Consider the following 20,289-nt stretch of genomic DNA (forward strand, 5'->3'; position numbering starts at 1 on the left):
CGTGCTGCGACTACATCGTCGATCCGGAAGACGTTCGGACGAGAGGAACAGGTGGATCCCATGACAGACACGCAGAGCCGGAACCGACTCGTGACGCCCGTCCTGGCCGAGGCGATCGGGACTGCGGTCCTGGTCATCGGCGGTGTGGGTACAGCGGTCCTCGCCGGGAAGACAGTCGGCACCCTCGGCATCGCACTGGCCTTCGGCCTGACGCTGGCCGCGCTGGTCTACGCGATCGGGCCCATCTCGGGCTGCCACGTCAACCCCGCCGTCACCCTCGCCATGGCTCTGCGTCGCCGGATCTCACCCACCGAGGCGGTCGGGTACGTGGTGGCACAGGTGGTCGGCGCGATCGTCGGTGCCGCCATCGTGCTCCTCGTCGCCTCCGGTCGACCGGGCTACTCGATCGACGTCGACGGTCTCGGGACGAACGGGTACGGCGCACAGTCGACCGGCGGTTACGGTCTGCTCCCGGTGGCGGTCATCGAGATCGTCCTGACGGCCGTGCTGGTGCTGGTCGTGTTCGCGGCGACCGACTCGATCGCCACCCCGGCAGGCGCCGGCGTCGCCATCGGCGCGACGCTCGTCGTCGCACACCTCATCGCCATCGGGATCGACTCGACGTCGGTCAACCCGGCACGCTCGCTCGGGCCGGCGCTCTTCGCGGGGGGCACCGCACTCGCCCACCTCTGGGTCTTCATCGTCTTCCCGCTGGTCGGCGGTGCCGTGGGCGCTGTGCTGCACCTGCTCATCTCCGGCCGCAAGGAGGCCGTCGCGGCATGATCGCGTGGCGCCCGCCGTCCGATCACCGGACGAGCGGGCGACCCAGCGGGAGCGCCGAGCCTCCGGTCTCCTCCCAGAGGGCGGCGACGTAGTAGTACACGACGAACGCGACGAAGAGGAAGACCGCGACGCCCCCCGCGTGCACGATCGCGCGGCTGTCCGCGGCCGTGCCCACGAGCAGCAGCGCGAGCGCGATGTCGACGACACCGAGCAGCGCCGGGTAGGTCCAGGGGAGGCGGAGAGTCAGGACGGTGAGCAGGCCGATCGTCAGGAGCCAACTGCCGAGCCAGAGCTCCGTGGTCTGCGTGGCATCGCCGCCGGAGATCCCGAACCAGTTGTGCGTCAGACCGATCGACAGCACCGCGTAGCTGCCGTAGAAGCCGAAGAAGATCGCGTAGACGGTCGCGTTGACGTTCTGCCGCAGCGCGGCCGCCCAGATGGTCGCGAGCAGCAGGCCGACGGAGGTCGCCGAGAGCAGGATCGGCACGGCGGCAGCGCCGTTGTGCACCACGCCCGTGTTCGTGAACCCGAGACCCACCGCTCCGGCGATGATCAGGGGCAGGGCGACGAGGCCCGGATTGCCCTCGCGCTCCGGAACCCCTCCCGACGAAGCCGCGTCGTCTGCGTGCGGAACGGTCACTGCGGCTGTCGGAGGTGCCGGGCGATCGGAGATGGCGGTCATGGGGTCCTTCTGCTCGTCGGAGGTGGCTGACGCTAGCGCCGGATCTCGCGCGAGCCGAGCCTTCCGATCACCCCGAGCCGTTCTCTCGTCACGCCCGCCGTGACGATGCCGCGAGCCACGACGTTCCTCTGAGGACCGAACCTGTCCTGAATCGTTCCTAGCGTCATCCCTGTTCGCCACACCACGACAGGAGAAACCGATGACGACAGCATCGATCGACCCGGTTCGCGACGACCCGGCCGGCCCGGCGTCGCAGCCCACGACAACACGCTCCCCCGTGGGCCGCGCCCGCACCGTCGCGCTGATCTGCCTGCTGGCAGCGTCGTTCATGGAGCTGATGGACGCGACGGTGGTCAACGTCGCGCTGAACACCCTGCAGCGCGATCTGGGTGTGTCACCCGTGAGCCTGCAGTGGGTGGTCGCGGGCTATCCCCTCGCCTACGCGGTCGGGCTGATCCTGGGTGCCCGCCTGGGTGACAACGTCGGCCGACGGCGGGTCTTCGTGATCGGACTGGCCGCGTTCGGCGCGGCGTCACTGGCCTGCGGGTTGGCCGATGGGCCGGTGGAGTTGGTGGTCTTCCGACTCGTCCAGGGCGCTGCGGCTGCACTGATGGTCCCGCAGGTGCTGAGCAACATCCAGGTCCTCTACCCGCCGGCCGAACGCGGCCGCGCCATGGGTCTGTTCACGTCGGTGATCGGTCTGGCCGCCGTCGTCGGTCCCGTGCTGGGCGCGGTGATCACCAGCGGTGACTGGTTCGGCCTGAGCTGGCGGCCGATCTTCCTGGTGAACGTCCCGCTGGCCGCGGCGGCGATCGTCGCCGCACTCGCGTTCATCCCGGAGACGCGCGCAGACCGGCACTCCCCCATCACCGCGGGCTCGGCGCTGCTGCTGGCCGGATCGCTCGTCGCCGTGATGCTGCCGATCACGCTCGGCCCCGAGAACGACTGGCCGCTGTGGGGATTCGGTGTCATCGCGCTGGGTGTCCTCGGGCTCGCGGCGTTCGCACGTCGCCAGAGTGTCCTCGCGCGGTCGGGGGTGGAGGCGATGGTCCCGCCGGCGCTGTTCGGGTCGGCGTCGTTCGCTCGCGGAGTCGGGGCCTTCGCGCTCCTCATGGTGCCGACGGGAGGCTACTTCCTGGTGCAGTCGCTGCACGTCCAGGCGGCGCTCGGGTGGTCGGTCCTGCACACCGGACTGATGTGGATCCCGTTCTCCCTCGCCGTGCCGGTCTCGGCAGGGCTGGCGGCGACGGTTCTGGCCGACCGCCTCGGCAAGCACGTCCTGCAGCTGGGCGGCGTCGTCCTGGTCGCGGGGATGGGGCTGATGATCATGGCCGAGGGTTCGACGCACCCGGGCGTGTGGTTCGCGGTCGCGCTGGTGGTCGCGGGTCTCGGGTTCGGCGCGATCGTCGGTTCGTCGGGACTGCTCGTCCTGCACGACGTCCCGGTGCGGCTGGCCGGTGCGGCCTCCGGCGTGTTCACCACGGCGCAGGCGCTGTCGGTGGCGCTCGGCGCCGCGGTCGTCGGCACGGTCTACACCTCGGTGTCCGCGTCCGACGGGCTCGAGTCGGGCTATCGCGCGGCGTTCGTCGTGATGATGGCGCTGATCACCGCCGGTGCCGTTGCGGCGCAGGCGATGCCACGGCGTGAGGTGCCGTCCGAATCCTGACTCACAGGGTTGTCGATCCCGCAGGCGAGATGCCTGCGGGATCGACGCGTCTCATCCAGCTATCCGCTGCAGGAGGCCGCGTCCGACCTCCGCGGGACGGTACTGCTCGGCCGCGAAGGCACTCGTCGCCACGATCGCGCCCGTGAGGGCAGGGATGACCCACTGCAGTCGCGCGAGCATCCGTTGTGCCGACGCGACGTCGGGCGGTGTCGCCGAGCTCGGTTCGGTCGCTCCGGCAGCCGCCACGGCGCCGTGGTCGGACACGGTGCTACCGAGCAGTCGCGCCCACCCGGTGACACCGAGAGCGGCGGCGGTCAGCGCTGTCTTGGTGATCGCCATGGTCGGTACTCCCTGTTGAGCGCGAACGCGCCCCAGGTCGTGTCGCAGCAGCCCGGCCGCACCGACGAGGTGTGCGCCGATCGCCGCGGCGTTGACCGGTGTCCACCGGTCCCACCCCGCGTTCGCGACCGCGCCGGCCGACTCCTGGTCTCCGGCGCTCTTCGAGGCGGGGTTCAGCGCAACCGCGTTCGCGAGGGTGCCGCCGAACCAGGCGGCGCCGCCCAGGTCGTGAAGCTGATGGAAAATCGTTGCGCGTGCCATGATCTCGCTTTCGTGGGAACTGGTCGATCAGATCGCCGGGTACCCGGAAGGGGCCGCCGGAAACCTGGAGGTCACGGACCGGTGAGGTGTCGCGGCGGGGCGGCGGTCACCCGGGTCGACTCCACGACGTCACCGATGGTCGAGTCGAGGTCGTCGTCGCGTCGCGGCACACGGACGAGACGCCCTGAGTGGTCGGCTGCGCTACAGTGATAACGCCATTCTCATATTCGTGTAAGCATCGTCTCGGCCTGCGGGTCGGAGGCGGCTGTCGAAGGAGCGTCCAGTGACCGCTGACATCATGATCGTGTCGCCCGACGACCACCTGGTCGAGCCGGCCGACCTGTGGACGAGCAGGTTGCCCTCGCGCTACAGGGATGTCGGCCCCCACATCGTCCGACACCGTGGACTGATGGACCCGTCGGTCACCTCCGACGTCGCGTTCATCGACACCGAGGACGGTCGCGAGGCGGACATCTGGCACTACGAGGACTCGATCATCCCGATCCCCCTCATCAGCGCGGCGGTGGGATACGAGCTCGACGAGCTCTCGACCGACCCGATCACCTACGAGGAGATGCGCCCGGGGTGCTACCGCCCGGAGGACCGGATCGCCGACATGGACGTAGCCGGTATCGAGGCGTCGGCGTGTTTCCCGAACACCTTGGTCCGCTTCTGCGGTCAGCGGTTCCTCCACGCCAAGGATAAGGACCTGTCGCTGCTGTGTGTCCGCGCCTACAACGACTTCCAGATCGACGAGTGGGGAGCGTCGTCGAACGGTCGCCTCATCCCGTTGGGGATCATCCCCCTGTGGGACGTGCAGCTCGCGGTGGCCGAGGTGGAGCGCGTCGCGGCGAAGGGCATGAAGGCGGTCTGTTTCTCCGAGCTCCCGGCACGACTCGACCTGCCGTCGATCCACAGCGGCTACTGGGACCCGTTCTTCGCCGCGTGTGAGCGCAACGACGTCGGGATCATGCTGCACATCGGCTCGAGCTCCTCGCTCACCAAGTCGTCGCCCGACGCGCCCCATGTCGTGACCAGCGCCCTGATGGCGGTGAACTGCACCATCGCCCTGGTCGACTGGCTGTTCTCGGCGAAGCTGATGCAGTTCCCGAAGCTCAAGATCGCGTTCGCCGAGGCCCAGGCCGGCTGGATCCCCTACTACCTGCAGCGTGTCGACGAGGTGTGGGAGGACCGTCGGGCGTGGGGTGGCATCCACCCGCTGCTCACCGAGCCGCCGAGCAGCCAGGTCCCCGGTCGGGTCTGGTTCTCCACGTTCGGCGACCCGGTCGCCTTCCGCATCCTCGATCTGGTCGGACCCGACCAGCTCATGTTCGAGACGGACTACCCGCACAACGACACCAACTGGCCGCACAGCACCGAGGTCGCGAACAAGGCGACGGCGGGCCTCGACGAGGAGACCAAGCGGAAGGTGTTGTCGACGAACGCGAAGAACTTCTTCGGCATCGCGTGACGCCGAGCCGGGCGCAGGCGGCCTTCAGCACCGTGTGTTGAATGCACTACAGTAAGGGCCTTGCGCTCGGCTCGGTCGCCGGGCCGGTCGGCGGTGGTCGTCGGCGACGGCACGATGGAGACGAGACGGATGGCAGAAGCGCGGACAGCGTCGGCACCGAAGAAGACGCGACGACCTCGCGGATCGATCTCGGCCGACGACATCGTCGCCGCGGCGTTCGAGGTGGCCGAGAAGGTCACGCTCGCGAAGCTGAGCATGCCCATGCTCGCCCGCCATCTCGACGTCGGCGTCACCAGCATCTACTGGTACTTCCGACGCAAGGAAGAACTGCTGGACGCCATGACCCAGCGGGCGAGCGACGAATACCACTTCGTCACACCGTTCGTGGAGGGCGCGGACTGGAAGTCGAGTCTGCGCAACCACTTCCACAAGATGCGTGAGACATTCCGTGCGCATCCCGTGCTGGTCGAACTCATCCTGCTCCGCGCTCGGGCCGTGAGCCCCGCCGCGCTGGCGGCGACGGGTGAGAAGTTCGAGGCGATGGTCCAGACCATGGCCGAGGCCGGATTCGATCAGGACGACGCTCTCACCGTGTACATGTCGCTCTCGGAGCACAGCAGTGGCGCCGCCATCGGTCAGTACCTGCGGACCGTCCAGCGGGACGCCGAAGGGGTCGACGCGCCGACCGACATCGTGTCCACGCCGGTCGCGCAGCGACTTGCCGAGGCAGGCCGGTCCACCCACGGGATCGAGGACGCGGTGTTCGAGTACACGCTGGAGGCGATCCTCGACCGCGCCGAGAGCCTGATCAGGACGGGTGCGAAATCCGGTCGATGACCGCGTGCAGGATGCCGGCGAGCGCGATCGGCTGATCCCCCTGCACCGAGTGCCCGGCGTCCTCGACCTCGATGACGTCGACGGTGGGGTCCGCCGCGCGCAGTCGCGCCACGTCCTCCTCGTCGACGAAGGCCGAACGGGATCCGCGGACGACTGTGGTGTGCACGCCCGGGGTGATCACGCTTCCCCAGAGTGACGTCGGGTCGAACCGTGCCGGGACGTCGTAGCGCCAGCGCCATCGCCCGTCGTCGCCGGGAGCCGCGTTGTGCAGCACCCCGCGCCGGATCGCTGCCCGGGACCGGGTCGGCGAGGCGGCGTGGGTCGCGTCGACCATCTCGCCGAGCGAGGCGAAGTCGCGCGGCCCCTCCATCAGGATCGTGGCGTCCCGGGACTCACGGGACATCGACGCAGCCCGTTCCGCCGACGACGGTGTCACGTCGACGAGGACCCGTCCGACCTGCCGGGTGCCTGCCCGTCCGAGGGCGATCGCGGTGAGCCCGCCCAGAGACATCCCCACGACCACTCGGGGATCGACGCCGGCGCGGGTCAGGAACCCGCCGACCGCGGTCGCATTGCGCTCGGGGCCGTAGTCGTGGTCGTCGCGCCACGGCGATCGACCGTGTCCCGGCAGGTCGATCGCCATCGCGGTGACCTCGCCGCGCGCCGACAGGGCGAGGAGAACGGCGTCCCAGGTGTGCGCGTTCTGGCCCGCGCCGTGCAGGAGCACCACGTCGACGTCGCCCGTCCCCCATCGCACCGCGCTGATCTCCCCGTCGTCGACACGTTCGACGGCCGGGTCGACCCATGCGATGCCGAACTCCTCCGCGGTCTCGGGCAGCAGGGCGAACTCGGACGCGGCGTGGGTCCGGGCAGCGTGCAGATCGGACTCGAGGTGGTCGTTCGACGGCGATGTCGGGGTCACAGGCGAATCCCTCGCAGAATTTGCAGCGCACCGAGTCCGGGGCGCTTACCGAATGATTTACAGTATGGCTTTGAGTATCGGGCTCGCGAGAGGCGGGCCCCGTCACGAAAGCAGGTCGCGCCATGGCACTGTCGGTCGGCACCCACCTTCGCACCCCGTCGAGCGCGGCGGAGGTGATCGTCGTCCGCGGGCCGGACGTCGACGGCGAACTGCAGTGTCACGGGGGCGTGATGGGCCCGGACGCCACCGCCGGTGACGTCACCGATCCCGACGCGCCGCAGCTCGCCATGGGCAAGCGCTACACCGACGAGGCGACGGGCCTCGAGGTGCTCATCGTCAAGCCGGGTGCCGGTCCGCTGGCGTTCGCGGGGCGTGAGCTCGCCCTGCGCGAGGCCAAGCCGCTCCCGGCCTCGGACTGAGAGGGTCGGCCGTGAACCTGTCGATGCTGCTCGACATCGTCGCCGCCGGATGCGGTGACCGTGTCCTCCTCGGTGACGTCGAGTCCGGACTGACCGGTGCCGAACTCGACCGCCGCGCCACCCTCGGCGCCCATGTGCTCCTCGACGCCGGCGTCGACACCGTCGCCTACCTCGCCGACAACGGGCCGGATTTCGCGGTAACCCTGTTCGCCGCCGCCCGGGCCGGCATCCCCTTCCTGCCGATGAACTTCCGGTTGGCCTCCGAGCAGATCGACGAGATCGTGAGTCGACGGGCGCGTCCCCTCGTGATCGGGAACGGCCACCGACCCTCGCACGGTTCGTTCATGTCGATCGAGGACTGGTCCGCCGCGACCGCCGTCGCCGCCGAGCCCCCCACGCGGGCGTTGCCGTTCGCCGCGTTCGACGAGCCGGCGGTGTTGCTGATGACGAGCGGCACGACAGCGGCTCCGAAGACCGCCGTGCTCCGCCACGAGAACCTCACCTCCTACATCATCAACACCGTCGAGTTCGCGTCGGCTCCGCCGGACAGTTCGATCCTGGTGAGTGTGCCGCCCTATCACATCGCGGCCGTGGCGAACGTGCTCAGTAACCTCTACGCGGGACGGCGACTGGTCTACCTGACCAAGTTCGACGCCGGCGCCTGGATCGACATCGCACGTGCGCAGGCGGTGACCAACGCGATGGTGGTGCCGACGATGCTGGCGCGGATCGTCGACGAGTTGACGACGCGCGGCGAGAACGGCCCGGACACCCTCCGGACGCTGTCCTACGGCGGCGCCAAGGTCTCCCCGACGGTGCTGGCAAACGCCCTCGAGTTGTTCCCCGAGACCGGTTTCGTCAACGGGTACGGCCTCACCGAGACGGCGTCGTCGATCGCGGTCCTGGGACCCGACGACCACCGCACCGCGCAGCGCAGCGACGTCCCCGAGGTCCGCGCTCGGTTGGCGTCGGTCGGCAAGCCGCTTCCCGAGGTGACCATCGAGGTGCACGACCCGGACGGTCGTCCCTGTCCCCCCGGGGTCGAGGGAGACATCGTCGTCCGTGGCGGCCAGATCGCGGGCGCGTACGCCGAGAAGGGCAGCCTGGTCGACGCCGACGGGTGGTTCCACACCCGCGACCTGGGTCACTTCGACGCCGACGGGTATCTCTTCGTCCACGGCCGTGCCGACGACACGATCATCCGCGGCGGGGAGAACATCGCCCCCGCCGAGATCGAGGACGTCCTCGTCGGACACCCCGAGGTGCACGAGTGTGCCGTGGCGGGCGTGCCCGACGACGAGTGGGGACATCGGATCGCCGCGTTCGTCGTGCTGACCCCGGGCGCGACGACCGGGGCGTCCGATCTGCGGCAGTGGGTCCGCGACCGACTGCGCGGATCGAAGACGCCGTCGGACGTCGTCTTCGTCGAGGAACTGCCGACGACGGCCACGGGCAAGCTGCTGCGGCGCGAACTCGTCAAGCTGGTCGCGACACCGGCCTCCTAGACCCGTCGATCCCGGGGCCCTGCCGCCGCAGGGCCCCGGGGGCGTCACCCCAGACGGGCGGCGCGCTCCACGGGTCGGCCCGCCGCGAGGTCGGCCAGCGTCTTGCGGTCGATCTTGCCGTTCGCGTTGACCGGCAGGGGTTCTCCCCAGGAGACCAACTCCTCCGGGATCTTGTACTTCGGCAGCCCGGCGTCGACCAGTGCGCCCGAGATCCGCGCCAGCGGGATCGCGGCGTCCGCGACGACGGCGATCGCCAGACGTTCTCCGGTCTTGTCGTCGGGGACCGAGTACGCGGCACAGTCGCGCACACCGTCGATCGCGTTGACCGCCGATTCCACCTCGGCCACAGGGATCTTCATGCCGTTGCGGATGACGATGTCCCGCAGGCGTCCCACGATGCGCAGGTGCCCGTCGACCATCTCCGCCGCGTCGCCGGTGTGGAACCACTCGTCGTCCAGCGCGGCGGTCGCGACGGGATCGGTGTAGCCGAGGAACGCATGCGGTCCCCGGATACAGCATTCGGTCGGGTCGAGGTCCGATCCGATGCGGACGTCCACGTCGTCGAGGGGTGCGCCGTCGTGGTGGTGACGTACCGCCGCTGGGTCGTCGCGTCGCCCGCAGGTGCTCACCGGCACCTCCGACGACCCGTAGGCGCGCAGCACGACGATCCCGAACTCCTCTTCCGCCCGGCGGACGATGCGGTCGTCGAGCATGGTGCCGCCGAGGAAGACCGCCCGCAGCGTGGTCGACTCCCCCGCCGCGGCCGTCGCCGCCAGCATCGTGTCGAGCAGGCGGTCGGGACCCCCGTACCAGGTGCATCGCTGCGACGTCAGCCACTGCGCGGACCGCTCCGGATGCCACCGCGCCTCGAGCACGACAGGGATCGTGAGCAACGGGGCGACGAACAGCGCCTGCAGCACCCCGGTCACCGACGACAGCGGACTGATGAGGAAGATCCGGTCGTCGGAGGTGAGCTCGGCGCCGGCGATGTAGTTGACGCTCGCCTTCTGGAGCGTGCTGAGCGAGTGCACCACGCCCTTCGGCGCGGACGTCGTCCCCGACGTGAACAGCACGAACGACGGGTCGTCGCCCGCGCGCCGTGCCACCACGTCGTCGCCGTCCGACGACGCCTCGTCCTCGAGGTCGATCACGGTCAGCAGGTCCGTCACCTCGTCGGGCACCGGACGGCCGGGAGCCACGGCGAACCGCACCGCCGACCCCTCGACGACGTCGCGGATGTGCGCCGGCCCCGCGTTGTCCGCCACGACCAGCACGACCGCGTCGACACGGGTCGCCGCGTGCACCGCCACGACCGAGCCCAGATCGTTGCCGACGATGAGCAGGACGGGCACGTCACGGCCCACCCCGGCCCGGGCGAGGCGTCGCGCCGCGCGTCCGACCAGAGCGTCGAGCCGGGCGTAGGTGACCGTTCCGGCGTCACGGTCGACGACCGCGTCCGCGTCGGGCATCCGTGCCGCGGCCTCCGCGACCACGTCGATCGGGTCGCCCGTCCAGAAACCGTCGGCGCGGTAGGCGCTTCGTCGACGGTCGGCGCGTTCGCGAGCGGGGGCGAGAAGATCGGGCACATCGGCTCCTGTGTCTGGAGGGGGTAACGCCGTTGTCAGAATAGAGAATGTATCCTCTCGCCATGCCAGCAATGACTTTCGACGATCAGGTCGCCATCGTGACCGGCGCGGGGAACGGCCTGGGACGGTGCCATGCACTCGAGTTGGCCCGTCGTGGCGCCCTGGTGGTGGTCAACGACCTGGGTGCGTCCGTCACCGGCGACGGGTCGTCGTCCTCGGCGGCGCAGACGGTCGTCGACGAGATCACCGCCGAGGGTGGGCGTGCCGTGGCCAGCACCGATTCGGTGGCGACCACGGAGGGCGCGAAGGCGATCGTCGCGACGGCCGTCGAGGCGTTCGGTCGGGTGGACATCCTGGTCAACAACGCCGGGATCCTGCGGGACGCCGCGATGGCCAAGATGACCGCCGACGAGTTCGACGCGGTCATCGCCGTGCACCTGCGGGGCGGATTCAACATGATCGCCGAGGTGTGGCCGATCATGCGGGAGCAGAACTACGGCCGGATCATCCAGACGAGCTCGGGCACAGGGCTCTTCGGCAACTTCGGCCAGACCAACTACGCGGCGGCCAAGATGGGCCTCGTCGGGATGATGCACGTGCTCGCCATCGAGGGTGAGCGTCGCGGCATCGCGATCAACGCGATCGCCCCGATCGCCCGCACCCGGATGACCGAGAAGATCATGGGTGAGGCGGCCAAGGATCTCGACCCCGAGCTGGTGACCCCGGTGGTCGTCTACCTCGCGCACCGGTCGTGCGACCGCACGGCCCACATCTACTCGGTGGGTGGCGGTCGTGTGGCGCGCGTGTTCATCGGCGTGACCGAGGGTGTCACCAACCGTGAGATCACCGCGGAGTCCGTCGCCGAGGCGATCGACGACATCGACGCGACGGAGACCTTCACCGTGCGCGGTGGCCCGACGCCCTGACGTCGGGCGGGATCACCGGCCGCGGAACCGCGGTTCGCGCTTCTCGCGGAACGCGGCGATCCCCTCGGCCAGGTCGTCGGTGGCCGCGACCGTCTCCTGCGCCCACGCCTCCTGGTCGAACGCGCGGGACCGGTCGGACTCCGGCGCGACGGCGAGAAGCCGCTTGATCTGTGCGAGCGCCACGCCCGGCCCGGACGCGAGGCGCTGCGCCATCGCGTCGGCCTCAGTGCGGGTGTCCGCGGGTTCGGTGACCCTGGTGGCGATGGCGAGCCGGCCGCATCCCTCGGCGTCGAGTGGCTCGGCGAGCATGAGTATCTCGGCGGCGCGGCGCTGCCCGACCGCCCGCGTGAGCAGGTGTATCGCGCCTGCGTCGGGCAGGATGCCGCGGCGGACGAACGGCGCCACGAGCGTGGCGGTCGAGGACATCACGACGAGATCGCACGCGAGGACGAGACTCATCCCCGCCCCCGCCGCGGTCCCGGTCACCGCGGCCACGACCGGCGTGTCGCAGTCGATGATCGCCGCGACGAGCCGTTGCCACCCGTCACGCAGCGTCCTGGCGACGTCGCCCGATCGGTGGTCGGAGCGCGGCGGCGTGGCGCTGAGGTCGGCACCGGTGCAGAAGTGGCGATCCCCCGCTGCCGCGAGCACGACCGCCCGGACCTCGGTATCGCGGCGGACGTCCTCGAAGGCCCGCGCGAGGTCGTCGCGCATCGCCGGGGTGAGTGCGTTCCCCCGTGTGGGATTGGCGATCTCGATCGTCCGGACGCCGTCCGGCGCCGTCGTCGTGCGGACCTGTCGCTCCTCTGTCGCCACCGGCACAGCCTAGCGATAATGGCGCTCTCATAATCGGATATGCTGTTCACGCTCGCGCCGCTGCGGGCAGAGGAGGCGTCGTGACATCGACCGTCGGACAGATCACCGATGAGGCCGTCGACCGACTCCGATCCACGATCGGTGTCGCGGTGCCGCATGTCGCGCCGCCGCACTACCTGTCCCCCAATCACGACGCCTTCCGCCACGTCGCGGAGAGCTACGGCGACGACAACCCGCTCTGGTGGGACGAGTCATACGCGGCGCAGACCCGATGGCAGGGCGCCATGGCCCCGCCCGCCCTGATCGGTGGCGACTCGCTCGTTGGCGAGGACGAGGTCACGGAGAAGCCCGACGGCGTCGGCGGCGACCCCTTGCGTGGCGTGCACGCCTTCTACGCCTCGTCCGCGCGGGAGTGGTGGGCGCCCCTGCGGCCGAACCGACGGGTCCACCGCCGCAACGCCCTCGTCGCCGCGCTCGACAAGTCCAGCTCGTTCGCCGCACGCGCGATCCACGAGTGGTCTGCGCAGGTGTTCGCCGATGACGAGGGGGCCATGCTCGCGGGCCAGTACCGCAACATGATCCGGACCGAGCGGACGAAGGCTCGCGCCACGAAGAAGTACGAGTCGATCGAGTTGAAGACCTGGTCCGACGACGAGATCGCCGAGATCGATCGCGCCTACGCCGCCGAGTGTCGCCGGGGCGGCACACCGCGCCTGTGGGAGGACGTCTCCGAGGGGGACACGCTCGGTCCCCTGATCAAGGGCCCCCTGACGGTCACCGACATGGTCTGCTGGCACGTCGGGATGGGCACCGGGATGTACCGGGTGCGTCCGCTGCGACTGGCATGGGAGAACCGTCGGCGGATCCCCCGCTTCTACTCCGCGGGCCCCGACAACGTCCCCGACGTGCAGCAGCGCGTCCACTGGGATCCCACGGCGGCACGCGCGGCCGGCAACCCGACCACCTTCGACTACGGGCGCATGCGGGAGACCTGGCTGATCCACCTCTGCACCGACTGGATGGGTGACGACGCCTGGCTGTGGAAGCTCGAGTGCGAGTTCCGCCTGTTCAACTATGTCGGCGACCTGCACACCGTCACCGGGACGGTGACCCGCAAGTATCTCGCCGAGGGTGGCCGCCCGGCCGTCGACGTGCGACTCGAGGCCCGCAACCAGCGCGGTGTCGTCACGGCGCCGGGTGAGGCGACGATCCTGCTGCCCAGTTCCGAGCACGGACAGGTGCGCCTTCCCGACCCGCCCGGCAACGCGACGTCGCTCGCGGGCGTTCTCGACGCGGTCATCGACGACTTCGCGGACCGGTGAGGGACATGGGCTACCAGAGCGCCGAAGGCCTCGTCGCCGACCGGGACGGAGCCGTGCTGCGCCTGTCGCTCGACCGTCCGGACCGTCGCAACGCGGTGAGCGACGCGATGCTCGAGGCGATGATCGACGACCTCGTCACCGCGAACAGCGACGAGGACGTTCGCGTCATCGTGATCGACTCCACGGGAGACGATTTCTGCTCCGGTGCCGACCTCATCGCGCGCAACGCCAAGTCCGACCGCAAACCCCGGGTCGGGTCGACGCAGCGTCGCATGCCGAGCAAGGCCAACCGGCTGATCCCTCTGCTGACCCAGACACAGGTGCCCGTGGTCACCGTCGTCCGCGGCTGGGCAGCCGGACTGGGCTTCCACATCGCGCTCGCCTCGGACTTCTGCATCGCCGCCGACGACAGCCGTTTCTGGGAACCGTTCATGGCCCGGGGGTTCACCCCCGACAGCGGGGCGGCGTGGCTGCTCCCCCGCCTGATCGGTCTGGTCCGCACGCGGCAGCTGCTGATGTTGGGCGAGGAGATCGACGGTGCGACGGCCGCCGACTGGGGGATCATCCACCGTTCGGTCCCCGCCGGTGTTCTCGACTCCGCGGCAACCGAACTCGTCGACGGCCTGGCGGCCGCACCGACCGTCGCACTCGGACTGACCAAGTGGTTGCTGCACACCGGCGGTGGCCTCGATCTCGAACGCCACCTCCACAACGAGGCCATGGCGCTCGAGTTGTCGAGTCGCAGTGATGATTTCAAGGAAGGGCTCGCCGCCTTCCGGGAGAAGCGGGCAACGGGGTTCCAGGGACGATGACCAGGGTCGAGATCACCGAACAGAGCACGCCCGACGAGGTCGTGGAGGTGGTCCGCGCCTGGGTGGCCGACGCCGTCCCCGGTACCTGGCGCGAGGCCGCGGCGCAGGGACGCGACGCCCTGCGACGCGTCCGGTCCCGGGAGGACTACGAGAAGTGGTACCCCGCGTTCGGCGACTCCGGGCTCGTCGTCCCCACCTGGCGATACGAGCACGGCGGCCTGGGCGTCTCGGCCGATGTCGCCCGCGTCATCGATCGCGAACTGCGGCCGCTCAACCTCCGTCGTCTGAACCCGCTCGGCCTGCACAATGCCGCGGCCGCCCTGTTCGCGCACGGGACCGAGGAGCAGCGCCGACGGTTCCTGCCCCCGATGGTGCGCAACGACGAGAAGTGGTGCCAGCTCTTCAGCGAGCCCGGTGCCGGCAGCGATCTGGCGTCCCTGGCCACGAAGGCCGTCAGGTCCGGTGACGAGTGGATCGTCACCGGCCAGAAGGTGTGGACCACCTGGGCCCACGTGTCCGACTTCGCGATCCTGCTGGCCCGCACCGATCCCGATCAGCCCAAACACAAGGGCATGACGTACTTCCTGCTCGATCTCCATCAGCCCGGGGTCGACGTGCGACCGCTGCGGCAGATCACCGGTGACTCCGAGTTCAACGAGGTCTTCCTCGACGGCGCCCGTATCCCCGACGCGCACCGGGTCGGCGAGGCCGGCGACGGGTGGCGGGTGAGCGCGTCGACCCTGTCCAGCGAGCGTCAGATGGTCTCGAGCTCGGGTTCCGGAGGCGCGGGACGGCTCGGCGGGTCGGGCGCCGACTCCCTCATCGCGACGGCGCGGCGTACCGGACGCTGGGACGACCCGCTCGTCCGGCGGGATGTGATGCGCCTGTGGGCGCAGGAGCAGCTCGCGGAGTGGACGAACGATCGCATCCGCGCGACGGTCGCGGCCGGGGGATCCCCGGGCGCGGCGTCCTCGATCGGCAAGGTGCACCAGGCCACGCTGAACCAGCGGATCCAGGACCTGACCGTCGAGCTCATCGGCGCCGACGCGCTCGCGTGGGAACGCACCGACGACCCCGACCACCTGCCCCGCGAGGTGCGCGGCATGCTCCGGAGCCGCGCCAACACCACCGAGGGCGGCACCAGCGACATCAACAAGAACATCCTGGGCGAGCGGGTCCTGCGCCTCCCCCGGGAACCAGACCCGTACAAGGGCGTCCCCTGGAAGGACATCCCGCGGTCATGATGTCGTTCCAGCGACTGATCGTGTCGGTCGACGAGGGCGTCGGATGGCTCACCCTGAATCGACCGGACTCGGGGAACGCCTTCGACAACACGATGCTCGACGAGCTCGAGATCGCCTGGACACAACTCGACGCCGACCCCGAGGTGCGTGCGATCGTCGTCACCGGCGCCGGCCGACAGTTCTGTACGGGCATGGACGTCGTGCAGGTGTCTCGCGACCGTGACGCCATGCGGCGACACTCGCGCCGGACCCGCGACGCGCAGCTGCGCATCTCGTCGTGGCACTGCGGTGTGTGGAAACCGGTGATCGCGGCCGTCAACGGGGTCGTCGCAGGCGGCGGGCTGCACCTCGTCGTCGACGCCGACATCGTGATCGCCTCCAGCGCGGCGTCGTTCGTGGATCCCCACGTCTCGGTCGGCCAGGCGGTCGCCTACGAGGCGATCACGATGCTGCGGAAGTCGCCGATGGAGGCCACCACACGGATGGCCCTGGTCGGTCGGGCCGAGCGGATCAGCGCGCAGCGGGCGTTCGACCTCGGCGTCGTCGGCGAGGTGGTCCACCCCGACGACCTGTGTCACGCCGCGCACCGCACCGCGCTCGCCGTGGCCGCGAACCCGCCGTCGGCGGTCCGTGCATCGAAACGCGCCCTGTGGCGGGCTCTGGAGGTGGGGACGACGCAGGCACTCACCGAGGCCGCCGACACCATCCGCGCCCGTGTGGAGTCCGCGGACCGACACCACAGCGTGACGACCCGCATCCGTGAGCGTGCAGGCATCGCCACGGTGCCGAGAACACCTGTCTCACAACCGTCCCCGCCCGAGAGGACCCTGTCGATGGACTCCGACGCCCCCTACGAGCGCCTGATCGTCGAGCGTCGCGGCCCCGTGGGCTGGATCATCAACAACCGGCCCGAACGACTGAACGCCTACGACGCCACGATGCGCGCCGAGTTCCCCCGCGCGTGGCGCGAACTCGACGACGACCCCGACGTGCGGGTCATCGTGCACACCGGCAACGGACGCGCGTTCATGGCCGGCGCGGACGTCGACGAACTCGACGGTGAGTCCGTCCAGGAGTTCGCCGACACCATGGCGAACCTCGATCTACGCCTGACCGCGTGGCACATGCGGGTCGGGAAGCCGGTCATCGTCGCGGTGAACGGTGTCTGCGCCGGCGGCGGGCTGCACTGGGTGGCCGACGCCGACATCGTGATGGCCGCGCGGACCGCGTCCTTCGTCGACCCGCACGTCTCGATCGGTCAGGTCAGTGCCCTCGAGACGATCGCCCTCATGCGCAAGGTCCCCGCGGAGGCGGTGTTGCGCATGGCCCTAGTCGGCAGCGGCGAGCGCCTCAGCGCGGAACGTGCCCACCAGATCGGCATGGTGGGACAGCTGGTCGACACACCCGAGGAACTGCGCGAGGCGGCGCAGGAACTGGGCGAGAAGATCGCCCGCAACTCCCCCAGCGCGATGCGGGCCACCAAGCGAGCGTTGTGGGGTGCGCTCGAGGAGGGCCTGACCGATGCCTGTCGGACCGGGGCACGCCATCTGACGTCGATGTGGGGACATCCCGATCAGGACGAGGGACCCAAGGCGTTCGCCGAGAAGCGGGAGCCGGTGTGGCTACCCGCGGAGAGGGAGTCATGACACTCGCCGACCTGCTCGACAACGGCCCCACCGAGCCGGTGCACCTTGTCGACCGGACGGTGCCGCGCGACGAGTTGACGGCGTTGCGCGACGAGATCGCCGTCGCGCTCACCGGTCTCGACATGCAAAGCGGGCACATCGCGGCGGTCATGCTGGGCAACACCTCCTCGACCATCGCCACGCTCTTCGGTGTCTGGTCCGCGAGAGGGGTCTACGCCCCGCTGAACCCACGGGCCGCCGACCCCGAGATCACCTCGCAGCTCGAGACCCTGGGCCCGCTGGTCGTGATCACCGACGCCGCGCTCGCGCCTCGATTCGACGTGCACCGGGCGGCCGGGCTGCATCTCGTCGTCGTCGACGGCGACACGGTCACCGCCCACCCGTCCGACGCGGCGACGCCCGCCCCGCCGCGGTTCGACGACGACGTGGCGTTGCTGCAGTTCACCTCCGGGACGACGGGCCGTCCGAAGCCCGTGCCACTGCGACACTCCACGGTCCTCGATCTCGTCGACCGTCTGCAGGCCCGCCTGCGGGGTCGGAAGTCGGGTGAGAAGTCGTCCGCACCGAGCACACCGATGCCGAACCTCGTGCCGCTCTCCCTGTCGCTGTGGGCGGGTATCTATCAGGTCATCTTCGCGTTCCGTGCGGGCGCGGGCGTGGTGCTCATGGACCGGTTCGAGCCGGTCGAGTTCGCGACGCTGGTGCGGCGCCACGGCATCCGCTCGACGGTGCTGCCGCCGGCGGCTCTCACCATGACGGTGCAGTCCGAGGAGGTCACCGATCTCGCGCCGCTGCGGATCGTGCGCAGCATCACCGCGCCGCTGTCCCCGGTGGTCGCCCGGCGCTTCTACGAGAAGTTCGGCGTGATGGTCCTGAACTCCTACGGCCAGACCGAGCTCGGTGGCGAGGTCGTGGGGTGGTCGGCTGCGGACTCCCGAGAGTTCGGTGCGGACAAGATCGGGTCGGTCGGACGGCCGCTCCCCGGTATCGAGGTGCGGATCGACGAGGGCGAGGTCGTGGTGCGGACACCGAGCACCGCTGCGGGACGGGTGGACTCGTCTTTGCTCGACCGCCTCGCCGAGGGCGGCTGGTTCCACACCGGGGATCTCGGATGGCTCGACGAGGATGGCTTCCTGTGGCTCGACGGACGCGTGTCGGACATGATCAACCGGGGCGGACTCAAGGTGTTCCCCGGTGTGGTCGAGGACGTCCTGCTCGCCTGTGACGGTGTCGCGGACGCCGCCGTGGTGGGGGTGCCCGACGAGCGGGTCGGCGAACTGCCCTGGGGCTTCGTGGTGCGGTCGACCGCCGATGTCGACGAGGCCGCCGTCACGCAGTGGTGCCGCGACCACCTCACCCCCTACCGGGTGCCTGCCCGACTGGTCTTCGTCGACGAGTTGCCCCGCAACGACGTCGGCAAGGTCCTCAAACGCGAGCTGTCCGCGCTGGCGGAGACGATGCTGGCCTGAGAGACGTCGGCGGCGTCAGGGGGTCGGTGCCGGCGCCGCGAGGTCGGACCGCAGGACGGTCTTGAGGACCTTGCCCGACGGGTTGCGCGGCAACGCCTCCACGATGCGCACCTCGTCGGGATGCTTGTGCCGGGACAGACCTGCCTGGGTGCAGTGTCGTCGGAGGTCGTCGAGAGTCGGTGGGTCGTCGGGGCGGTCGGGCACCACGACGGCGCAGACACGCTCCCCCATCCGCACGTCGGGCAGCCCGACCACGGCGACGTCGGACACCGACGGGTGCCCTGCCACCACCTCCTCGACCTCGCGCGCCGAGATCGTCTCGGCGTTGCGGAGGATCGCGTCCTTGATACGCCCGGTGACGACGACGTTGCCGTCGGCGTCGATCCGTCCGAGGTCGCCCGTGCAGAACCACCCGTCCTCGTCGAACGCCGCCTTGTCGAGGGAAGCGTCGACGTATCCCTGGAAGCACTGCGGGCCCCGCAGTCGGAGCTCACCCTCGTGTCCGGGGTCGACGTCGAGACCGTCGGCACCCACGACCCGCACGCGGACGCCGGACACCGGCCTGCCCGCGGTGTGGTCCAGCACGTCCAGCGGTGCGTCGGGAGTGGCCGACGCCGCGACGGGGAACTCGGTGAGCCCCCACGCATTCGCGACGCCGGGAACGCCGAGGTGGCGCCGGATCTGTGCGGACAACGCGGTGGTCACAGGTGCCCCGCCCCCGACGCATCCGCGGAGGTCGGGGAAGAGCCGGTGGTCGGGGTCGGCCTTCTGCGCCTGGACGAACGCGTGGAAGAACGGCGTCGCGCTGCCGAGCAGCGTCGGGCGGTGCCGTGCCATGGCCACCGGCGTCGCCACGGGGTCGAAGGTGTCGAAGAGGACCAGCTGCATCCCCGTCCGCAGTGAGGCCGCCAGCATCGACGCCCCGCCGATGTGCGACACGGGGAACGCGACCGGGTTCACGTCGGCGCTGCTCGCCCCGACCATCTCGACGATCCCGGTGGTGCTGGCGATGATCGAGTCATCCGTGTGCCGAGCGCCTTTCGGGTCCGAGGTCGTCCCCGAGGTGTAGAAGACCCATCGCACGTCGCCGCCCGTACCCCCGCACGGGGTGTCGAGCCGGGCGTCGGGGTCGAGGTCGATCCGCAGCCGCGAGGAGATGGGCGGGGTCTCTACGTCGAGCGCGATGATGCGGGGCGCCGGCGTGTCCGTGACCGACTCGACGAGGGCGACGTGGTCGACCCCGCGCCACGACGTCGGGACGATCACCGTCGCCGGTGACAGCTCGCGCATGGCCACCGCGAGTTCGCGTTCCCGCCAGATCGGCAGAATCGGGTTCTGCACGGCGCCGATCCGCGTCAACGCGGTCATGACGACCATCGTCTCGAGGCAGGTGGGCAGTTGCCACGACACCGTCGAGCCGGGTGCGACGCCGAGGTCGGCCAACCACCGTGCGGTCGCCTCCGCGAGGTCACGGAGTTCGCCGCACGTGAGACCTCTCCCGTGGTCGTCGGTCAGTACGACGGCGTCCGGGGTGCGGTCCGCGGCGTCGACGAGCAGATCCCAGTACATCGGTCCCCCACCGA

At 70.2% G+C, this 20,289-nt stretch carries 18 protein-coding genes and 1 pseudogene; 13 read left to right on the forward strand and 6 right to left on the reverse strand.

The features are described 5' to 3' along the window. Window positions 1–60: 60 nt before the first annotated feature. A complete protein-coding gene (locus Q1A98_RS09160; RefSeq protein WP_299572318.1) occupies window positions 61–783 on the forward strand; it encodes an aquaporin in 723 nt (240 codons plus the stop codon). A gap of 22 nt (window positions 784–805) precedes the next feature. Here the strand turns inward: Q1A98_RS09160 and Q1A98_RS09165 are convergent, their stop codons facing one another. Then, the gene (locus tag Q1A98_RS09165; RefSeq protein ID WP_299572320.1) at window positions 806–1,465 is read right to left on the reverse strand and encodes a GPR1/FUN34/YaaH family transporter; all 660 of its coding nucleotides are present in this window, start codon (window positions 1,463–1,465) and stop codon (window positions 806–808) included. Window positions 1,466–1,664: 199 nt separating this feature from the next. On the opposite strand from Q1A98_RS09165, the gene Q1A98_RS09170 reads away from it, so the two are divergent. Continuing rightward, window positions 1,665–3,131 (forward strand): MFS transporter, encoded by a 1,467-nt coding sequence (locus Q1A98_RS09170; RefSeq protein WP_299572321.1) that lies wholly within the window; start codon window positions 1,665–1,667, stop codon window positions 3,129–3,131. A 51-nt stretch (window positions 3,132–3,182) separates the two neighbouring features. On the opposite strand, the gene Q1A98_RS09175 is transcribed toward Q1A98_RS09170, so the two are convergent. Continuing rightward, entirely contained in the window at window positions 3,183–3,731 is a 549-nt protein-coding gene (locus tag Q1A98_RS09175; protein ID WP_299572322.1) for a hypothetical protein, read from the reverse strand. A gap of 283 nt (window positions 3,732–4,014) precedes the next feature. On the opposite strand from Q1A98_RS09175, the gene Q1A98_RS09180 reads away from it, so the two are divergent. Together Q1A98_RS09180 and Q1A98_RS09185 are read left to right on the forward strand one after the other, a co-directional pair. Continuing rightward, entirely contained in the window at window positions 4,015–5,202 is a 1,188-nt protein-coding gene (locus tag Q1A98_RS09180; RefSeq protein ID WP_299572323.1) for an amidohydrolase family protein, read from the forward strand. A 60-nt stretch (window positions 5,203–5,262) separates the two neighbouring features. Continuing rightward, entirely contained in the window at window positions 5,263–6,039 is a 777-nt protein-coding gene (locus tag Q1A98_RS09185) for a TetR/AcrR family transcriptional regulator C-terminal domain-containing protein (RefSeq protein ID WP_299572324.1), read from the forward strand. Here Q1A98_RS09185 and Q1A98_RS09190 read toward each other — a convergent pair. Then, window positions 6,011–6,961 (reverse strand): alpha/beta hydrolase, encoded by a 951-nt coding sequence (locus Q1A98_RS09190; protein ID WP_299572325.1) that lies wholly within the window; start codon window positions 6,959–6,961, stop codon window positions 6,011–6,013. The two genes, Q1A98_RS09185 and Q1A98_RS09190, sit on opposite strands and share 29 nt — an antisense overlap. Window positions 6,962–7,083: 122 nt before the next feature. On the opposite strand from Q1A98_RS09190, the gene Q1A98_RS09195 reads away from it, so the two are divergent. Both Q1A98_RS09195 and Q1A98_RS09200 read left to right on the forward strand, forming a co-directional pair. Further along, on the forward strand, window positions 7,084–7,380 hold the full coding sequence (locus tag Q1A98_RS09195) for a hypothetical protein (protein ID WP_299572326.1): 297 nt from the start codon (window positions 7,084–7,086) through the stop codon (window positions 7,378–7,380). A gap of 11 nt (window positions 7,381–7,391) precedes the next feature. Continuing rightward, window positions 7,392–8,885, forward strand: coding sequence for an AMP-binding protein (locus Q1A98_RS09200; protein WP_299572327.1), 1,494 nt, complete (start codon window positions 7,392–7,394; stop codon window positions 8,883–8,885). Between the two features lie 44 nt (window positions 8,886–8,929). Here Q1A98_RS09200 and Q1A98_RS09205 read toward each other — a convergent pair whose 3' ends face one another. Continuing rightward, window positions 8,930–10,471, reverse strand: a complete 1,542-nt coding sequence (locus Q1A98_RS09205) for a class I adenylate-forming enzyme family protein (protein ID WP_299572328.1) — start codon at window positions 10,469–10,471, stop codon at window positions 8,930–8,932. Between the two features lie 62 nt (window positions 10,472–10,533). Here Q1A98_RS09205 and Q1A98_RS09210 point away from each other — a divergent pair, with 62 nt between their 5' ends. After that, window positions 10,534–11,397, forward strand: a complete 864-nt coding sequence (locus Q1A98_RS09210) for an SDR family NAD(P)-dependent oxidoreductase (RefSeq protein WP_299572330.1) — start codon at window positions 10,534–10,536, stop codon at window positions 11,395–11,397. A 12-nt stretch (window positions 11,398–11,409) separates the two neighbouring features. On the opposite strand, the gene Q1A98_RS09215 is transcribed toward Q1A98_RS09210, so the two are convergent. Beyond that, the gene (locus Q1A98_RS09215; protein ID WP_299572334.1) at window positions 11,410–12,213 is read right to left on the reverse strand and encodes an enoyl-CoA hydratase-related protein; all 804 of its coding nucleotides are present in this window, start codon (window positions 12,211–12,213) and stop codon (window positions 11,410–11,412) included. Between the two features lie 80 nt (window positions 12,214–12,293). Between Q1A98_RS09215 and Q1A98_RS09220 the strand changes: the two genes are divergently transcribed. The 6 genes and pseudogenes from Q1A98_RS09220 to Q1A98_RS09245 all read left to right on the forward strand — a co-directional run bounded on the left by Q1A98_RS09220 (window position 12,294) and on the right by Q1A98_RS09245 (window position 18,706). Further along, on the forward strand, window positions 12,294–13,535 hold the full coding sequence (locus Q1A98_RS09220; RefSeq protein ID WP_299572336.1) for a hypothetical protein: 1,242 nt from the start codon (window positions 12,294–12,296) through the stop codon (window positions 13,533–13,535). Window positions 13,536–13,540: 5 nt separating this feature from the next. Beyond that, window positions 13,541–14,347 carry an enoyl-CoA hydratase-related protein gene (locus tag Q1A98_RS09225; protein ID WP_299572338.1) on the forward strand — a complete coding sequence of 269 codons (807 nt, stop codon included), beginning with the start codon at window positions 13,541–13,543 and terminating at the stop codon, window positions 14,345–14,347. Beyond that, the gene (locus Q1A98_RS09230) at window positions 14,344–15,591 is read left to right on the forward strand and encodes an acyl-CoA dehydrogenase family protein (RefSeq protein ID WP_299572341.1); all 1,248 of its coding nucleotides are present in this window, start codon (window positions 14,344–14,346) and stop codon (window positions 15,589–15,591) included. Before Q1A98_RS09225 ends, Q1A98_RS09230 begins: the two co-directional genes overlap by 4 nt. After that, window positions 15,591–16,337 (forward strand): annotated as a pseudogene (locus Q1A98_RS09235) (enoyl-CoA hydratase/isomerase family protein); the annotation flags it as partial. The gene Q1A98_RS09230 and the pseudogene Q1A98_RS09235, both read left to right, overlap by 1 nt. A gap of 87 nt (window positions 16,338–16,424) precedes the next feature. Then, window positions 16,425–17,237, forward strand: a complete 813-nt coding sequence (locus tag Q1A98_RS09240; RefSeq protein WP_299572817.1) for an enoyl-CoA hydratase/isomerase family protein — start codon at window positions 16,425–16,427, stop codon at window positions 17,235–17,237. Further along, a complete protein-coding gene (locus Q1A98_RS09245) occupies window positions 17,234–18,706 on the forward strand; it encodes a class I adenylate-forming enzyme family protein (protein ID WP_299572343.1) in 1,473 nt (490 codons plus the stop codon). Before Q1A98_RS09240 ends, Q1A98_RS09245 begins: the two co-directional genes overlap by 4 nt. Window positions 18,707–18,721: 15 nt before the next feature. Here Q1A98_RS09245 and Q1A98_RS09250 read toward each other — a convergent pair whose 3' ends face one another. Continuing rightward, on the reverse strand, window positions 18,722–20,275 hold the full coding sequence (locus tag Q1A98_RS09250; RefSeq protein WP_299572346.1) for an AMP-binding protein: 1,554 nt from the start codon (window positions 20,273–20,275) through the stop codon (window positions 18,722–18,724). Window positions 20,276–20,289: the final 14 nt, after the last annotated feature.

It is taken from the genome of uncultured Williamsia sp. (genome assembly GCF_947494875.1).
Classification (GTDB): Bacteria; Actinomycetota; Actinomycetes; order Mycobacteriales; family Mycobacteriaceae; genus Williamsia_A.